This window comes from Streptomyces sp. MS06 (assembly GCF_047200655.1).
Taxonomy (GTDB): domain Bacteria; phylum Actinomycetota; class Actinomycetes; order Streptomycetales; family Streptomycetaceae; genus Streptomyces.
Map to the genome: position 1 here is coordinate 46,690 of NZ_JBJZOJ010000015.1, position 17,026 is coordinate 63,715.

At 73.8% G+C, this 17,026-nt stretch carries 17 protein-coding genes; 6 read left to right on the plus strand and 11 right to left on the minus strand.

Annotation, left to right across the window (positions count from 1 at the left end; genetic code table 11):
- Positions 1-327: 327 nt before the first annotated feature.
- The 8 genes from ACL02U_RS10460 to ACL02U_RS10495 all read right to left on the minus strand — a co-directional run bounded on the left by ACL02U_RS10460 (position 328) and on the right by ACL02U_RS10495 (position 8,810).
- Entirely contained in the window at positions 328-1,395 is a 1,068-nt protein-coding gene (locus ACL02U_RS10460; protein WP_412790426.1) for a hypothetical protein, read from the minus strand.
- Positions 1,395-2,069 carry an RNA polymerase sigma factor gene (locus tag ACL02U_RS10465; protein WP_412790427.1) on the minus strand — a complete coding sequence of 225 codons (675 nt, stop codon included), beginning with the start codon at positions 2,067-2,069 and terminating at the stop codon, positions 1,395-1,397. The genes ACL02U_RS10460 and ACL02U_RS10465 overlap by 1 nt, the downstream gene beginning before the upstream one ends.
- Positions 2,070-2,742: 673 nt before the next feature.
- Positions 2,743-3,576 carry a hypothetical protein gene (locus ACL02U_RS10470; RefSeq protein ID WP_412790428.1) on the minus strand — a complete coding sequence of 278 codons (834 nt, stop codon included), beginning with the start codon at positions 3,574-3,576 and terminating at the stop codon, positions 2,743-2,745.
- A 169-nt stretch (positions 3,577-3,745) separates the two neighbouring features.
- Positions 3,746-4,375 (minus strand): RNA polymerase sigma factor, encoded by a 630-nt coding sequence (locus ACL02U_RS10475; protein ID WP_412790429.1) that lies wholly within the window; start codon positions 4,373-4,375, stop codon positions 3,746-3,748.
- Between the two features lie 276 nt (positions 4,376-4,651).
- On the minus strand, positions 4,652-5,086 hold the full coding sequence (locus tag ACL02U_RS10480; protein ID WP_412790430.1) for a hypothetical protein: 435 nt from the start codon (positions 5,084-5,086) through the stop codon (positions 4,652-4,654).
- A gap of 208 nt (positions 5,087-5,294) precedes the next feature.
- Positions 5,295-5,690 (minus strand): hypothetical protein, encoded by a 396-nt coding sequence (locus tag ACL02U_RS10485; RefSeq protein ID WP_412790431.1) that lies wholly within the window; start codon positions 5,688-5,690, stop codon positions 5,295-5,297.
- A gap of 597 nt (positions 5,691-6,287) precedes the next feature.
- Positions 6,288-6,851: a hypothetical protein gene (locus tag ACL02U_RS10490; protein WP_412790432.1), complete on the minus strand. Its 564-nt coding sequence runs from the start codon at positions 6,849-6,851 to the stop codon at positions 6,288-6,290.
- A 315-nt stretch (positions 6,852-7,166) separates the two neighbouring features.
- Positions 7,167-8,810, minus strand: a complete 1,644-nt coding sequence (locus ACL02U_RS10495) for a beta-N-acetylhexosaminidase (protein ID WP_412790433.1) — start codon at positions 8,808-8,810, stop codon at positions 7,167-7,169.
- A 211-nt stretch (positions 8,811-9,021) separates the two neighbouring features.
- Here ACL02U_RS10495 and ACL02U_RS10500 point away from each other — a divergent pair, with 211 nt between their 5' ends.
- From ACL02U_RS10500 to ACL02U_RS10525, 6 genes are all read left to right on the plus strand, one after another.
- Entirely contained in the window at positions 9,022-9,552 is a 531-nt protein-coding gene (locus tag ACL02U_RS10500) for a 2-oxo-4-hydroxy-4-carboxy-5-ureidoimidazoline decarboxylase (RefSeq protein ID WP_412790508.1), read from the plus strand.
- A 156-nt stretch (positions 9,553-9,708) separates the two neighbouring features.
- Positions 9,709-10,089 carry a succinate dehydrogenase, cytochrome b556 subunit gene (sdhC, locus tag ACL02U_RS10505; RefSeq protein ID WP_412790434.1) on the plus strand — a complete coding sequence of 127 codons (381 nt, stop codon included), beginning with the start codon at positions 9,709-9,711 and terminating at the stop codon, positions 10,087-10,089.
- A gap of 5 nt (positions 10,090-10,094) precedes the next feature.
- Positions 10,095-10,577 (plus strand): succinate dehydrogenase hydrophobic membrane anchor subunit, encoded by a 483-nt coding sequence (locus tag ACL02U_RS10510; protein ID WP_412790435.1) that lies wholly within the window; start codon positions 10,095-10,097, stop codon positions 10,575-10,577.
- A gap of 19 nt (positions 10,578-10,596) precedes the next feature.
- Positions 10,597-12,351, plus strand: coding sequence for a succinate dehydrogenase flavoprotein subunit (gene sdhA / locus ACL02U_RS10515; protein WP_412790436.1), 1,755 nt, complete (start codon positions 10,597-10,599; stop codon positions 12,349-12,351).
- Positions 12,351-13,112, plus strand: coding sequence for a succinate dehydrogenase iron-sulfur subunit (locus ACL02U_RS10520; protein ID WP_412790437.1), 762 nt, complete (start codon positions 12,351-12,353; stop codon positions 13,110-13,112). The genes sdhA and ACL02U_RS10520 overlap by 1 nt, the downstream gene beginning before the upstream one ends.
- A 256-nt stretch (positions 13,113-13,368) precedes the next feature.
- Positions 13,369-13,779, plus strand: a complete 411-nt coding sequence (locus ACL02U_RS10525) for a VOC family protein (protein WP_412790438.1) — start codon at positions 13,369-13,371, stop codon at positions 13,777-13,779.
- Between the two features lie 36 nt (positions 13,780-13,815).
- On the opposite strand, the gene ACL02U_RS10530 is transcribed toward ACL02U_RS10525, so the two are convergent.
- From ACL02U_RS10530 to ACL02U_RS10540, 3 genes are read right to left on the minus strand one after another with little or no spacing between them, the layout of a single operon-like run.
- A complete protein-coding gene (locus ACL02U_RS10530) occupies positions 13,816-14,460 on the minus strand; it encodes a hypothetical protein (RefSeq protein ID WP_412790439.1) in 645 nt (214 codons plus the stop codon).
- The gene (locus ACL02U_RS10535; RefSeq protein WP_412790440.1) at positions 14,451-16,001 is read right to left on the minus strand and encodes a hypothetical protein; all 1,551 of its coding nucleotides are present in this window, start codon (positions 15,999-16,001) and stop codon (positions 14,451-14,453) included. The genes ACL02U_RS10530 and ACL02U_RS10535 overlap by 10 nt, the downstream gene beginning before the upstream one ends.
- Before the next feature lie 50 nt (positions 16,002-16,051).
- A complete protein-coding gene (locus tag ACL02U_RS10540) occupies positions 16,052-16,927 on the minus strand; it encodes an ATP-binding cassette domain-containing protein (protein ID WP_412790441.1) in 876 nt (291 codons plus the stop codon).
- Between the last annotated feature and the right edge of the window lie 99 nt (positions 16,928-17,026).

Consider the following 17,026-nt stretch of genomic DNA (forward strand, 5'->3'; position numbering starts at 1 on the left):
GGGGCGGCGAGCGCGCGACTCCTCGAACGGGTGCGCGGCGGGGCGGACCGTCGGTGACGGGCGCCGGGTGGGGAGGGGGATGCGGGGCGCGGGCGGGACCGGGGGAACGTGCCCCGCCCGCGCCGAGTGCACGAGCCGTGGGTACGGGGGGAACCCCGGCTCTGTGCGAGGCCGATGACCAGTCGGCTCACTCATTACTGCGCACGGGCCCCGGAAAACGTCACACCCGAGCCGAAAAAAATCTCGGCGTTCGCGAATTCGCAGGTCAGCAAGGTGTTGAGCGGGCTCGGGCGAGGGCGGAGCCACGGGACGGGGCAGGTGTCCTCTTCATCCGGACCGGCGGCCGTGCCCCCGGCCGCCCTCGCCGTTCCCGCCGCCCGCGCCCGCGGAGCCGTGCCCGTCCCGGCCGGCGCTCCCACCGCTCCCGCCACTCGTCGCGGCATCCCGGTGGCCGCGGTCTCCGGACGAGCCGCGGTCCTCGTCGTCGCCCCGGCCGCCCTTGCCGTCGCCGCCTCCGGCGTCGCCGCCGGCCGCCGAGTCGCCGCCCCCGCCTTCGGTGCCGGCCGAGCCGCTCGCGGTACCGCCGGAGCCCTCCTCGCCGTTCCCGGACCCGGACCCGGACAGGACGGTCCGGCAGTACGTGGTGACGCGGCCGGCGCTGCCGGCCGCTCCCTCCAGGGTGCGGCGCCGCTCGGCGTCCAGTCGCCGCCCGGCCCGTACGTCGCGGCAGGCGTCGGTGACCGTGCGCCAGGAGGCGTCTCCCCGAACGGGGGTGCCGGACTCGCGGGCCCGGGGCAGCCCGCTGCCGGTGGTGCCGCGGGCGGGGGCGGGGACGGGGGGCGCCGTGGCGCCGCCGTCCGCCCCGGCCGTGCCGCCGGTGCCGTCCGATGCGGGCGCGGACGGCGTCGACCGGACGGGTCCGGGGGTGTCGGCGGCCGAGACGGAGGAGTCGGGGCGCTCCGGACCGATGCCGGGGAACGACGTGGAGATCACTCCGCTTCCCGCCGCGACCGCGACACCGCCGGCCATGCCGACGGTCACCGCGGCGGCGAGCCCCAGCCGCACCCGCCGGCCCCAGCGCGGTCGGCCGGGTGTGCCGGAGGCGGCACCGAGCTGGATGACCCCGGCGTCGCCGACGTCAGCGGACGGGGCCGTTCCGTCCGTCCGCAGAGGAGGGCGGCCGTCGTCGCGGGCGGCGCGGAAGGCGGCCAACGCGGCGGCCTCGCCGGGGGATTCGCTGCAGGTGGGAGCCGATGTGGCGGCCAGTTCCCGGAGGGTCTCGGCCAGCCGTTCGGCCTCGTTGCGGGCCCGGGGCTCGACGGCGTCCAGTGGTTCGCCGCGCAGCAACCGCTCGGCTGTCCCGCGGTCCAGCCACCTGTACTGCTCGTCGGCCATCACATGTCCTTCTGCGTCCGCACGCATGGATGCGTCACACCGGCGGACGTCACCGCGCGGCCGCGCGGTTCTCGCGGAGCGGGCAGCGCGTCGAGCGCTCCCGCCGATTCCGGATCGCCGTCCGGGCTGCCGCCCAGGAGGTCGGCGAGCTTCTTCAGCCCGCGGTGGGCGGCCGTGCGGACCGCTCCGGGCCGCTTGCCGAGCGTCTCGGCCGCGGTCTTCGCGTCCAGGCCCATGACCACCCGCAGCACGACGGCCTCGGCCTGGTCCTGCGGCAGCCGGGCGATGAGGGTGAGGGCGCGGTCGGTGGCCAGGGTCTCGATGGCCTCTCCGGCGGTGTCGCACGCGGCGGGCCGGTCGGCCAGCTCCGTCTCGTCGCCGCCGATGGCGGGACGGCGGCCGCGCATGCGTATGTGGTCCAGGGCGCGGTTGCGGGCGATCCGGGCGGCCCAGCCGCGGAAGCGGTCCGCGTCCCCGTCGAACCGTGCGAGGTCGCGCGCGATCTGCAGCCACGCCTCGGATGCGACGTCCTCGGCGTCGATGTCGCCGACGAGTGTCCGGACGTACCCGAGCAACCGCGGATGCACCGCGCGGTACACGGTACGGAACGCGGTCTCGTCCCCGCCCTGCGCCGCAAGCACCGCGGCAGTCAACTCCGCGTCGTCCCCCAGCACCTGTGTTCCTCGATCATTGGTCGTTTGCAGGACCGCAGGTCACTGCGGTAGCCCGGCCGCCCCCACAGCACGGTGCGAAATGCACGTTACGGCGTGAAACCACTACCCGTCCATGTCAGTACAGGATGCAACTAACTCGTGACACGGTGGGGTGTGACACAAAACGCACTCGCGGCGCTGTAGGGAGTACGGGCCGCCGCGCGGCCCGTGCCGCGCGACGGCCGGGGCCTCTCCTGTGGGGGGTGGCGGCCTCGGCCGTTGCCTCGGTTCCACCGCTCCGAACTGCGTCGTTGCGCGGAGTCCGCGGCCGAACGCCCCAGTGGCGACCCACCGGCCGGGCACCCGACGCCAGGGGCCCCGTCGGCCCGTTCCCGTCCGCACGATGCGTCGGGCCCGCCCCGGAGCCGCCCGTCCCCTGACGGACGGCGGCCGGCCTGACTCGCCGGGCACGTACGATCCCCGCGCGGAAGGCCTGCGGGCCCTCGCCCGCGGCCGTGGCGGGGACGACGACCTCTTGCTTCCTCCGGGCGGCCGGTCGCCGACCTCGCCGATCCGATCGGGCCGGGCTGTCCGTCCGGCAGCGCCGCCGGGCGGCAGGGCGTGGGCGCGCCGGAGGCCCGTCGCGACTCCGCGGGGCCAGGTGACGGCCCCGAGGGCGGGCCGGACCCCTCCGCTAGGGCCGCTTGCCGGTGCCGCTCGGGCGGGGGTCCGGCGTCCCGTCCGCGTTCCCCGCGCCGATACCGGTGCCGGCCTCGGTGGGCGCGTTCGTCGCCGCGGGGGGAAGGGAAGCCCCGGCCGTCGGCAGGTGTGAGGCGGCCCGGTCCGAGTTGCCGCGCGCGGCCGACGGCGTCTCCGACGGCTGCGCGGTCTGCCGGGCGCAGTAGGCGTCGACCTCGTCGGCGCCGCCCGCTGCGGCCACCAGCTGCTGCCAGGCCTTCGCGTCCGCCGCCCGCGCCGGGTCCTTCACCTGCGCGTAGGCGCGGCAGCGGGCCTCGATGTCCTGGGCACTGTCCTGGGCACTGTCCGGGGGCTCGGGCGTTCCGCCGCCGTCCTCGACCCCGGCTCCGACCCCGGCTCCGGACGCGGCCGGGGAGGCGGCCGGGGACGCGGTGCCAGGCCGCTCCGTGCTGCTCGTGCCGGGCCGCCCGCCCGGGTCGTCGGCGCCGGCGCCGTACGGACCGCCGATCGCGGCGTAGGCCACGCCGCCCAGGGTGAGGCTCGCCGCCAGCACCGACAGGCCTGCCCGGACCGTGCGGCGGGTGCCCTGCCGCTCGGGTCGCCAGTCGTCGCGGCGCCGGGTGCGGGTCCGGTGCGCCCCGCTCTCCCGGGCTTCCCGGAAGGCGGCCACCGCTCGCCGTTCGGCGCCTGCGTCACCGGTGTCCCGCCGCATCGCCGAGGCGATCAGAGCCTCCAGTCCGGCGTGGTCCTGGACCACCCCGGGCCCGGCGTCGTCCGGCTGCGCACGCCGACGGCCGGGGATGCCGTGGCCGCTCAGCCGTTCACCCATGTCTGTTCCGTCCCTGTCCGGTCTCGGTGTTCTCCGGCCCTTGCGGGCCCTGCGGTACTCGCGAGCGACCTGCCCCGAAGGCAGCCCACGCGGTCGCGGCCGATGGTGCGCGCCCGCGCCGGGGCGCCGCTGCCCGCTTCGCCCCGGCAGCCGCGGGGGCCGGTGGCGGTCATGTCGACTCCCCCAGCGTCCGCGGCGCCTCATCCGTCACACCGGCGCGCCGGCCGGTCGTGCCCAGCTCGCGGGCCAAGCGTTTCAGACCCCGGTAGGCGGCGGTGCGCACGGCTCCGGGGCGCTTGCCCAGAACACGTGCGGCGGCCGGGCCCTCCAGGCCGACGACGACCCGCAGCAGCACCGCCTCGGCCTGGTCGCGCGGCAGGCCCCGCACCAGGTCGAGCGCGCGTTCCGTGGAGAGCGACTCCAACGCCTGGTCGTGGGTGCTGTGCGGTCCGGGCAGGTCCAGCACGTCCGCCTCCAACTGGGTCGGCCGGGGACGCACCCGCTGGCGGCGCAGATGGTCCAGCGCACGGTGGCGGGCGATGGTGGCCGTCCAGCCGCGGAACCCGGCCCCGTCGCCTCTGAACCGTCCGAGGTCACGGGCGATCTCCAGCCAGGCGTCCGAGGCGACGTCCTCGGCGTCATCCCCGACCAGCCCGCGCAGATATCCGAGCAGGCCCGGATGCACGAGCCGGTAGGCCGCCGTGAAGGCGGCCTCGTCCCCCTCCTGGGCCCGCGCAACCGCCGCGCCCAACTCCCCGTCGTAAGCCTGTACGCGCCGGGGCTTGCCTTGCTGGCCCAAGACCGTCCTCGTTCATACCGATGTGCCGACCACCGTGTCGTGGCCGCAGTGGGGGCGTGTCCCCCGCCGTGCCGTGTCCTCCGTTGGCGTCCGTACCCTCACGATCATCAGCGTCCGGGCTCACATAAGTGTCACAGGGCCCCGGTTGCGCACCCCTCCGTCCGTGCCGCCGCGGCGACGCGGCGGCACCGGTCCGGGCGGGGACGACGGGCCCGTCGTCGCCCGGGACGACGGGCCCGTCGTCGCCGGAGACGGTGCGGAGCGCCGGTGGCCCGGTCAGCAGCCGTCCGTCCGTCGGGCCCTGCCGTGCAGGGTCAGATAGAAGGTCTGCAGCGACTCCTCCGGACCGCCGCAGGCGAGGCGGTTGGCGACCTTGCCGAGCGGGTTCCACACCCGCCCGTCCGGCATCCGCACGCCGACCCGCTGACCGAAGTAGGCCCGCTGCTCGACGTCGAAGTCGACCCAGACCGCTCCGGCCCGGCGCACCAGCACCTCGCCGACGTACGCTCCCAGACCGAAGAGGGCGCCGGCCGCGCGGTCGCGGTCGGCGCCTCCCTTGCGCAGCCCGTCGAGCAGGTGGTCGACGACGCGCAGACTGGGCACGGAGTAGTCGAGCGGCAGCCGGCTCCGGGCGGTGGCCCGCGCGACGAAGGCGGCTGCGTGGGCCCGCATGCCCGCCGCGCACGGGAGTCGTTCCTGCACTGCGCTCATGGCCGCTCGTCCCTCCACTCGGCTCGGGGATCTGCGACATCTCCCCCGCAAGTCCCAGCGGGCGGGGTCGGCGCGGCGTCACGGGTTGCGGAAGTGTCCCTCGCCACACGGCAGGGGGGCGCCGGCCGTACAACCTTCCCGCCGCTCGCACGTCCGCCGGGCCGCCGCACGCGGGCGCCGCCCGGGCCCGGCCGGCAGTGGCCTGCGCTCATCCGCCGGCCGCGCGGGTGGCGTCCCGGCACAGCAGCCGCAGTGAGCCCTGGCCGGCGAAGCAGCGCCGGGCCTCCTCGATCGGGTCCCACAGGCTGCCGTCCTGGGTGCGCACCCGGTGGCCGCCGTCCGCCGCCCACCACTGGGCGCCGGCCTGGCGCACGATGACCTCGCCCGCGTAGGCGCCGAAGCCGCGCAGCGTGTGCTGCACGGCCGCGAGGGGTGCGCCGTCCCGGCGTATCTCGGAGATCGTCCGGTCCACACGCCACAGGCTCTGCGCCGAGTAGTCGAGGTGCAGCCCGGCGCCCTCGCGCATCGCCGTGACCGTGTCTGCCGCCCACCGCGCAGGTCTCGCCGCCGCCGGGGTCCTGGTCTCCTGTGGTGTCGTAGTCACATTCGCAGAGCGTTGCGGCCGGCGGATCCGTCACCCTGACGCCGTCGGCACCCGGCGACCGGTGCGCACCGCCAGGGCTCCGCCGCGCACCTCCGCACCCCCGCGGAACGCGCCGTGCGCCCTGCCCTGCGGGGGCAGCGGGGGCAGCGGGGGCAGCGGGACGAGCGCAGCCGCCGCTCGGGCGGTGGCGGGCTCGGGCTCCGGCGCTCGGGGCGCGGCGGGACCGCTCCGGCCGGCGGTGCGGACGGGCGGGTGACGTTCTCGGCCTCCGGTGCGCTGGGGTGAGCGGAGGAAGGAGTCACTCCGAGCGCGGGGTGCCGCCCCGGGAGCGGGCGGCGGCACCGGCGGACACCGAGGCCACCGCCACCGCCGCCCCCGCCGCGACGATCCGGGGGCCGGACGGCATGTCCGCGCCGCGCCGGACCGGTACGGCCCGCCGGGGCCGGGCGGCGTCCTGCGGGCGCGCGCACCCCGCACCGCGGGAGGACTGCCGCTGTGACGGAGGCAGCCTTCTCGGCGGGCGCTGCCGTCCCGGCGGGCGCAGCCGCGGCACGGGCTGCGGGCATGCCGGCGGTGGCCGCCGCCGCGGGCACGGGTTCAGCCGCGCAGCCTGGTGCGGCGGGACACCGCCGCCCGCAGTACCCGGCGCCCTTCGGTGGACACCTCCAGAGCGGGCCGCAGCCCGGCCGCACCGTGGTCGGCGAGGAGTTCCAGCACGGTGATCTGTCGGCGCAGCTCGGCGGCGACCAGCGGGGACATGCCGTCCGTACGGCCCTGCCGGCGCGAGTCGACCGGCGCGTCGTCCTCGGCGGGGTCGAGCAGCCGGTGGATCTGGAGGGAGGCGACCGAGCAGGCGTCGGCCCACTCCCGCACCCCGGCGGCCGACCGGTCGTCAGGGGCCGCCGCGAGCATCCGCCCCGCGAGCAGCACCGCCTCGTCCTCCCCGGCGGCGGCCGCGTCCGCCCCGGCGAGCTTGCCGCGCACCTGTTCCAGCGCGGTCTCCCAGGCGTCTGCGGGAGCCCCCTGGGCGAGGCCGCCCCACACCGGGCGCAGGGTTTCGTCGTCCCCACCCAGCAGGGGCACGCACCGATCCAAACAAGCCAATCCGCTCGCAGCCAGTCCGCGCTCGTCGGCCTGAGCGATGAGATCCACCAGGCTCATCCACGCCTCCCTCGACGGGGCGCCATCTCTATACGGAGCCCACACTTCCCCTTACTGCGTGCAATGACCCAGTAGTGTCACAGGGGTACCACGCTGAAGGTGCCCCGGGGGCGGAACCGAAGAATTTCGGCCAACCGATCGCCTCGGGCGAACGGCGCGCCGAACCCGCGAATCGCGGCCGGAGGGAGGGGCGGCACCTTCCGGATCGCGGCCGCCTCCGGATCGCGGCCGCCTCCGGATCACAGCCGGAGGGGAGCCGCGCCCGGTACGCGGACCGACGGCGGGACGCCGGGACACCGGGTGGGTGGGGGCCGCTCAGCCCAGGCGGTCCGCCAGGGCGCGGAACTGCGTCCAGGTGAGCGGCGGCCACCCCGCGTCCCACAGCTTCTGCGCGGTGGCCCGCAGCGGCATCCGGATCCCGGCCGCGACCTGGGCCTGCGTCTGGGAGTTCGCCAGGTCGCACCAGACGGCGAAGGTCCCGCCGAGGATCTGGTCGTCGTACTGCGCCGGTACCGCCGTAGTGCCCCGCAGCACGCGCGGGGTCCACTTCTCGTAGATGCGCTGCCCGGTCGGGTAGACGAAGGTGTTCGGTTCGCCGAGCACGTAGTAGAGGAACTCGTCGTTGTAGTTGACGAGTCGGCGCCCCTCCTTGAGGTACTCCACCGGCTGCCGGGCCCCGATCTCCTTGCCGGTCCAGTAGGCGACGCGGAGGTCCTTCGCCGGTTTCACGGACGTGCCGCGGTAGAAGCCGTCGTTCCAGGCCCGCAGGGTGCGGCCGGGGGTGCGCACGGTGTCCGCGCGGTCGTTCAGCCATCCGGTGGCCAGGTCGGCGATGCCCGCCCCGGAGCCGTAGGCCTTGCGGGCGGCGGCCGCGAGCTGCGGGTAGCTGGTCTCGGGGTGGGACACCATCAGGGCCTGGTACTCGTCCCCGCCGAGGTGCCAGGAACCGCCGGGGAAGAGGCCGGAGTACTCGTCGAGCAGATCGTCGACGATCTTCGCGGACGCGTCCTGGGAGATGTCGACGGCTCCGCGTGCGGCCAGCCCGCGCACGTTGCGCAGTTGGAGGCCGGGGTGGGCGTCGATCACGGCGCCGAGGTGCCCCGGCGAGTCGATCTCGGGCACGACGGTGATGTGGCGGGCGGCCGCGAGGTCGACGATCTCCTTGACCTGGGCCTTGGTCAGGTGGTCCTTCGAGACGATCTCGGGGTGGGTGTCGGACTCGATCCGGAAGCCCTGGTCGTCGGAGAAGTGCAGGCCGAGCTCGTTGAACTTGAGATCGCCCAGCTCCCGTACCCGGTCCTCGATCCACGCGGCGCTGAACGGCTTGCGGGCGATGTCCAGCATGAACCCGCGCACCGGTTTCGCCGGCGCGTCGTGGACGACGCCCTCGGGGGCGGTACCGCCGCCGTGGACCTCCTGCTTGAGGGTGCGGGTGCCGTAGAAGACGCCCGCCTCACCGGGCCCGCTGATCACCACGCGGCCGCCGCGCACCGTCAGGGTGTACGACTCCGGGCCGCCGCCCGCGCCGCCCTCCAGCGCCAGCCGTACGTCGCCGGTGCGCACCTCGTCCGACTCGCCCGCGTAGGACAGTCCCAGCTCGCTCGCGATGAGCCGGCCCTCGTCGGCGAGTGCGGCGTCGTCCACCACCACCCGCTCCCCCTTCGCGGGGCGCCATCCCGGACCGCGGGCAGGGGTGTGCTCGCGTACGGCGGGGATGGTGCGCGGGGTCTTCGACAGCGGGTAGGAGCGCGTCGGGCTCGGACTCGGCGAACCGGCCCGGCCGGTGGAAGGGACTGCGGACGGCTGCCGCCCGGCCTGCCCCGCGGGACCGCCGTCGTCCCCGGAGGCCCACACGCCGAGCCCGACGCCCAACGCGACGATCACGGCGAACACCGCCGCGACGACCAGCCGCCTCCTCGGGAGATTCCGGTTCGGGACCCTGCGCCTGTGCTGACTCACGCCGCCAACCTACGTTCCCGGCGTCCACCACGCCGTCCACCGCACGTTCCGAAACTCTCTCGTCCGGGTGATATCCGGGTATCCATCGGATACATCATGACCACTCTCGATAAGCTGTGGCACGACTCTCATCTGTGCCCCCGCCGGCCTTCCCACCCCACGCCGAGGACTCACGCTGCCTGCGCACCGTCTTCCCCCGCTCCCCGGCCGCATCGCCATACCCGCCCTGCCCGAACAGCCGCGCCTGCCGCGGCGCCCCCGCGCGCTGGACGCCTTCAACGCCGCGGCCGACGAGCGGGCCCGGCGCACCCTCCTCGGCTGCCTCCGCAGCCTCCGGTGGGCGCGCCGGGTGGCCGACCACCGCCCCTACCCGGATCTCGGCTCCCTGCTGGCCGCGGCCGACGAGGCGGCGTACGACCTGGTGCCCGCCGACCTCGCGGAGGCCCTGGCGGCCGAGTCCCTGCCGACGCTGCCGGACGGCACGTACGGGGCGGCGCACACCGCCCTGAGCGCGGCGAACGCGGCATACGAGGCCCGATTCGGACACGCGTTCGTCATCTGTCTGGACGGGGTTCCCCCGACCGAGGTATTGGACCGCGTCCTGGAGGGTGTCCGGTCGCGGCTCGCCCACGACGCGGAGGAGGAGCGGGTCCTGGCGGCGGAGGAGCTGCGGCGACTGGCCAGACAGCGGCTGGTGCGGGCGCTGGGCGACGCACAGGCCCCGGAAGGCGTGCCGCGGTAGTCCGTCCGGTGCCAGTTTGATCACACAGGTAGGCCCCCCGTAAGGCCGGCGGCAGTGCATGGCTACCATGCTGGGGGCCGGTGGACCGTACCCGGCCGGGCCCGACCGACAGCACAAGCCGGCGCGGCCCCAATCCCCGCTCCCGGAGGAAATTCCGTGCCGGCTGGAACGCTGTACCGCGGCCGGGAAGGAATGTGGTCCTGGGTGGCTCACCGAGTCACCGGCGTCCTCATTTTCTTCTTCCTGTTCGTTCACGTGCTGGACACCGCACTCGTCCGCGTCTCTCCCGACGACTACGACAGGGTCGTCGCCACGTACAAGACGCCCGTCGTCGCCGTACTCGAGTACGGCCTGGTGGCTGCCGTCCTCTTCCACGCGCTCAACGGCCTGCGCGTCATCGCCGTCGACTTCTGGTCGAAGGGCCCGCGCTACCAGAAGCAGATGCTCTGGGCCGCCGTAGGCCTGTGGCTCGTGCTGATGCTCGGGGCGATCTACCCCGTCCTCGGCCACGCCGCTCGTGAACTGTTCGGGAGCTGACGCGCATGTCCACCACTGAAACCACCGCTGCCGGCGTCGGCCCGGTCGAGGGCGGCCCCCTCTACTCCGTCGACAACCCCGCGCCCCTCATCGAGGCCCCGCGCAAGCGCACCGTGAAGACCGGCAGGTCGGGCCGCGGCAACTTCGAGATGGCGGCCTGGCTGTTCATGCGCCTGTCCGGCATCGTGCTGGTGCTGCTGGTCATCGGCCACCTGGTCATCCAGCTCGTGCTGGACGGCGGCGTCACCAAGATCGGGTTCGCCTTCGTGGCGGGCCGCTGGGCGTCCCCGTTCTGGCAGGTCTGGGACCTGCTGATGCTGTGGCTGGCCATGCTGCACGGCGCCAACGGACTGCGCACGGTCGTCAACGACTACGCGGAACGCGCCAACACCCGGCTGTGGCTGAAGGCGCTGCTCTACACCGCCACGGTGTTCACCATCCTGCTGGGCACGCTGGTGATCTTCACCTTCGACCCGAACATCCGCTAGGCACGGGGTTGCGAGAATCATGAAGATCCACAAGTACGACACCGTCATCGTCGGCGCCGGCGGCGCCGGTATGCGGGCCGCCATCGAGGCGACCAAGCGCAGCCGCACGGCCGTCCTGACGAAGCTCTACCCCACCCGGTCCCACACCGGCGCCGCGCAGGGCGGCATGGCCGCCGCGCTCGCCAACGTGGAGGAGGACAACTGGGAGTGGCACACCTTCGACACGGTCAAGGGCGGTGACTACCTGGTCGACCAGGACGCCGCCGAGATCCTGGCGAAGGAGGCCATCGACGCCGTCCTCGACCTGGAGAAGATGGGCCTGCCGTTCAACCGGACCCCGAACGGCACCATCGACCAGCGCCGCTTCGGCGGTCACAGCCGCAACCACGGCGAGGCCCCGGTCCGCCGCTCCTGCTACGCGGCCGACCGCACCGGCCACATGATCCTCCAGACGCTCTACCAGAACTGCGTCAAGGAGGGTGTGGAGTTCTACAACGAGTTCTACGTCCTCGACCAGCTCATGATCGAGGTCGACGGCGTCAAGCGGTCCGCCGGCGTGGTCGCCTACGAGCTGGCCACCGGCGAGATCCACATCTTCCGGGCGAAGGCCGTGATCTACGCCTCCGGCGGCACCGGCAAGTTCTTCAAGGTGACCTCGAACGCGCACACGCTGACCGGCGACGGCCAGGCGGCCGTCTACCGGCGGGGCCTGCCGCTGGAGGACATGGAGTTCTTCCAGTTCCACCCGACCGGCATCTGGCGGATGGGCATCCTGCTCACCGAGGGTGCCCGCGGTGAGGGCGGCATCCTCCGCAACAAGGACGGCGAGCGCTTCATGGAGAAGTACGCGCCGGTCATGAAGGACCTCGCCTCCCGCGACGTCGTCTCCCGCTCCATCTACACCGAGATCCGCGAGGGCCGCGGCTGCGGCCCCGAGGGCGACCACGTCTACCTGGACCTCACCCACCTGCCCCCGGAGCAGCTGGACGCCAAGCTTCCGGACATCACCGAGTTCGCCCGCACCTACCTCGGGATCGAGCCGTACACCGACCCGATCCCGATCCAGCCCACCGCGCACTACGCCATGGGCGGCATCCCGACCAACGTCCAGGGCGAGGTGCTCGCGGACAACACGACCGTCGTCCCGGGCCTGTACGCGGCCGGCGAGGTCGCCTGCGTGTCGGTGCACGGCGCCAACCGGCTGGGCACCAACTCGCTGCTCGACATCAACGTCTTCGGCCGCCGCGCCGGCATCGCCGCCGCCGAGTACGCGGAGGGCGCGGACTTCGTCGAGCTTCCGGAGGACCCGGAGTCGCTGGTGGTCGAGCAGATCGAGCGGCTGCGCGACTCCACGGGCACCGAGCGGGTCGCGACGCTGCGCCGCGAACTGCAGGACACCATGGACGCCAACGTCATGGTGTTCCGCACCGAGCAGACGATCAAGACGGCCGTCGAGAAGATCGCCGAGCTGCGCGAGCGCTACAAGAACGTGGCGATCCAGGACAAGGGCAAGCGGTTCAACACGGACCTGCTGGAGGCCGTCGAGCTGGGCAACCTGCTGGACCTGGCCGAGGTCATGGCCGTCTCCGCGCTGGCCCGCAAGGAGTCCCGCGGCGGTCACTACCGCGAGGACTACCCGAACCGCGACGACGTCAACTTCATGCGCCACACCATGGCGTACCGCGAGGTGGGCGACGACGGCACCGAGTCGATCCGTCTCGACTACAAGCCGGTCGTGCAGACCCGCTACCAGCCGATGGAGCGTAAGTACTGATGGCAACCCCCGTTCTGGACAAGGTGGAGGCGGAGTCCGCCGCGTCCCCCAACATCACCGTCACCTTCCGCGTCCGCCGGTTCAACCCGGAGGTCTCGGCCGAGTCGACCTGGGAAGACTTCCAGCTGGAGATCGACCCCAAGGAGCGCGTCCTCGACGGCCTCCACAAGATCAAGTGGGACGTGGACGGCTCGCTGACCTTCCGCCGGTCCTGCGCCCACGGCATCTGCGGCTCCGACGCGATGCGGATCAACGGCAAGAACCGCCTCGCCTGCAAGACGCTGATCAAGGACATCAACCCGGAGAAGCCGATCACGGTCGAGCCCATCAAGGGCCTCACGGTCCTGAAGGACCTGGTCGTGGACATGGAGCCGTTCTTCCAGGCGTACCGGGACGTGATGCCCTTCCTGATCACCAAGGGCGGCAACGAGCCGACCCGCGAGCGCCTGCAGACCGCCGAGGACCGCGAGCGCTTCGACGACACGACCAAGTGCATCCTGTGCGCCGCCTGCACCTCCTCGTGCCCGGTGTTCTGGAACGACGGGCAGTACTTCGGCCCGGCCGCGATCGTCAACGCGCACCGCTTCATCTTCGACTCGCGCGACGAGGCCGGGGAGCAGCGCCTGGAGATCCTGAACGACCGCGAGGGCGTGTGGCGCTGCCGCACCACCTTCAACTGCACGGACGCCTGCCCGCGCGGTATCGAGGTCACGAAGGCCATCCAGGAGGTCAAGCGCGCCCTCATCACGCGCCGCTACTGACGGCTTCCGCCGTACCCCGACCGGGGCCCCGCTCCTGCCGTCACGGCGGGAGCGGGGCCCCGGTCGTTTCCGAGGGGCCGGGGAGGGCCGGGGACGATCAGGGAGGGCCGGGGAGGCCGGGGACGACCGGGGACGGCCGGGGACGGCCGGGGAGGGGCCGCGCGCAGGGCCGACGCGGTGTAACCGGCGCCGGCGGCACGGGGCCGCGGACCGGGCAATCCCCGGTTCCGGCCGATCATCCACCTACCCTGACGGCATGTCAGATGACGAGTCGTACGAACTGCTCGGTTTCGACAACGTACTGCTGCCGGTCGGCGACCTGGACCGGGCGGTGGCCTTCTACGAGCGGGCCGGGTTCGCGGTCGGCTTCCGCTTCGACGAGGCCGGCATCGCCCTGCTGCAGGTCGGCGGCGAGACACCCGGCATCCTGCTGCGCCAGGAGGACGGGCTGGGCCACCGGCCGCCGCCCTGGCCCTCGCCGAGGATCTGGCTGGAGGTGCCGGACGCCCGGGCGGCGGCCCGCCGGCTGGCCGCCACCGGAGTCACACCGCTCGACGAGCCCTTCTCCTCGGCCACCGGCTGGACGGTCGAGATCGCCGACCCGTGGGGCAACGTCGTCGGCTTCACCGACTACACCAAGCGACCGGAGCTGGCACGGCGTGGCTGACCCGGCACGTTCCTTCCCGGGCCGGACGAGCCCGCCTCACCCGTTCCGCTCGTCGCCCGCGGCGCCGAGAGCGATCACGGCGAGGGCGGTCACGACAGCCCAGACGACGTGCGTTTCGCCCCACTGCGGCGAGCGGGGCGCCGGGAACGGAGCCACAGCGTCCGGGGCGAAGGCCGCAGCCAGGACCAGCAGGAGCAGGGCCGGGGCAGCGGCCACACCCCCCACAGAAGTCCATGCCGCGATCGCCAGCGTCAGGGCGGCGATGCCCGCCCCCTCCCACCCGAGGTCCGCAGGAAGCCCGGCGGTACTCTGACGCATCGTCAACCAGCTGATCTCCCAGACCGCTCCCGCCACCACGAGCACCGGCGCGAGCCGGACCAGGCGGCGCAGCCGCGCCGACACCGGCAGCACCTCCGTCGTCGCGGTCGCCGGGTCATCCAGCACGAACGCCAGCCCCAGCGCCAGCGCCACCGCAGTGCCCCGCAGGAACAGCACTGCCTGCGGCAGGCTCAAGGTCAGTCCCACCGCATTCGGCAGCACGGCCAGCGCCAGCGCCACCACCACCCCGCCCGCCAACGGCGCCAGGCGCATCGCCCGCAGTGAGGGCCGCAGCAGCGCCAGCGCCATCCGAGTGCGGCCGGGCCTGGGCCGATCCGCCGCGAGCCGCTCGGCTAGGAGCATGCTTCACCCGCTACCTCGGACGCGGCCGGGGCCGGAACTCCGAGCAGTCGTGCCGCTTCGTCCACAGACGTCTCCGGCGACGTCAGCAGCGCCCAGTTCGCGCGCAGCCGGGCACCCACCTCGTTCGACGGACGGTCCAGCAGGCTGAGTGCCAACTGCTCCGACCTCGCTTGGAACGCCAGCCCGGAGGCGGACCCGAGCAGCGGGAACGCCAAGCCGCCGGACGAACGCGACACCGAGGACCTCAGCGCCTGGCGCGATCCCGGCGTCGACTGGCCCGCGAGCCACAGCGTCACCGCCGCTCGCGAGCGGCAGAGCAGGGTGATGCGTTCCCCCTCCGCCGGAACTCCGCTGACCACCCGGTACGCGAAGCGCGTCGCGAACCCGGCGACCTCGTCGGACGCCGTGTCGCCGGCCGACGACCCGTCACCCCACAGCGTGCCGACCGTCACCGCCCCGGCCGTCCTCGCCGCCGCATCCTCCTTACGCCACGTCGCGAACGGTGGAACCACCGATGAACCGTCGCCCGAAGCCGTCCACATGATTCTCTGCCGCACCGCGTACCGCTCCCCCGCCACCTGCGTCGGGACCTGCGCCAGCACACCTGAGGCCACCTGTCCCCAGGCCGGGATCCAGGCCTGGAAGCCGGGGAACGCACAGTACGTCACTCTTCCGTGCTCCTCGCAGCTCTGCGTCGCCGCAGGATGCAGCGTCAGCTCCGCCCGCTGGTGAGCCACCTGGCTCGGGACCCCGCCCAACTGCATGGACGCCGCCAGCAGCGCTCCGGACGCGCCACACACCACTGTGCCGCGGAACCACCAGCCCCGGGCCCCGGCCCGCCGCAGCGCCGAACCGCTCAGCACCGCCGCCACCCCCGCCAGCCACAACAGATGCCAGCCTGCGGGCCGCCACAGCGCGGCCATCGGGAGCGGCGCCGCCGTCTCCGGCTCCACCGTGACCGGCGCCAGCCAGCGCCAGTTCGAGGTGCTGTTCACCGCCGCCGCGAGGGTGAAGACCGCAAGCCCCACCACGGCCAGCGGCGCAGTCACCGGCGACGTACTCAACCGGGCCGCCAGCACGCCCACGGCCCCGGCGAGCAGCACGCACAGCGGCGCTGCGCCCAGCTCCGCGAACCGCACCGAACCGGCCGCGCCCGGCTGCGCCGCCAGATAGCCGATACGCGCGGCCGACAGAAAGGCCGCCACCAGCACGGGCGGCGCCAGCGCCAGCAGGTGCGCTGCGGTCCGCGCGCCAGGGGTGAGCACCTGCACCCCGAACTGCTCGGTCACACCGTGCCGGTGCTCCCGGAGCGCCCCGAGACTGGCCGCGATCGCCACCCCGGCCGCGGGCAGCAGCAGAAGTAACTGGCTGGACCAGGAGGCGTCCTGGAGCACGGGATATCGGTGGCCCCGATCCCCCGTCACCGACTGGTAGAGCCAAGGTCCCACGAAGAGCGCGAACCCGGCGAGCACCGCCGGATGCATCAGCAGTCGCCGGGCCTCCACCCGTGCGAGCGCCAGGATCGCTGCCCTGGACGCCACCGGACGCCGATCTCCGGTCGACTCCTGCGCATCTTGCTGTGTCGAGGTCGTCACGCGGCGGCCCCCGCTGCCGAGGCCGCGTCGAGGAGCAGCAGGTACCCGTCCTCCAGGGTCGGCTCCAGCACCGTTGCTTCCGGCGGTGGCGTGCCGATGTTGCGATAGGACCCGACACCCGTCCGCCAGCCGGCCAGCGAGTGCGGGTCGCGCTCCGCGCTGCTCCACACCCGGCCCGCGGCCTCGCCCGCCAGCCGCGCGGGCTCCCCGTCGAAGCGCACCCGGCCCCCGTCCAGCACGATCACCCGGTGGCACAGTGCGGCCACGTCCTCCGTCTGGTGGGTCGACAGCAGCACCGTCCGCCCCTCACCCAGTTCGGCGACGAGTTCCCGGAACCGCAAGCGCTGTTCGGGGTCCAGGCCGACCGTCGGCTCGTCCAGGATCAGCAGCGCGGGGTCTCCGACCAGTGCCGCCGCCAGCGCCACCCGCTGCTTCATGCCGCCCGACAGCGCTTTGATCTTCTTGTGCCTCTGGTCCGCCAGACCCACCGAGGCCAGCACCCGTTGCGCCTCGGCCCGGCGCTGCCGACGGTCTGTGAGCTCCTTGAGGATCGCGACGTAGTCCACGAAGTCGAGAGCGGTGAAGGACGGGTAGAAGCCGGGATGCTGGGGGAGGTAGCCCAGTCGGCGGCGGACCTCCAACCGGCCCTCGCCGGTCAGCGGGTCGTGCCCCAACACCCGCAGGCTGCCCCCGTCCGGGCGCAGTGCCGTCGCCAGCAGCCGCAGCAGTGTCGTCTTGCCCGCGCCGTTCGGCCCCAGCAGACCGGTCACGCCCGGCCGAAGGGTGAACGACACACCGGCCAGCGCCTGGTGGCTGCGGTAGTGCAGGGACAGTTCATGCACCTCGACGGGGTGCGGCGGGGAAGAAGTCACCGGAGTCCTCCATGAACGGGGAAGGCGTGGGTCGGCAATCCGAAGCCCTGGGAGCACCCGACGGCTTCAACAGGCCTGCGCATTGGGGTGAAAACAGCC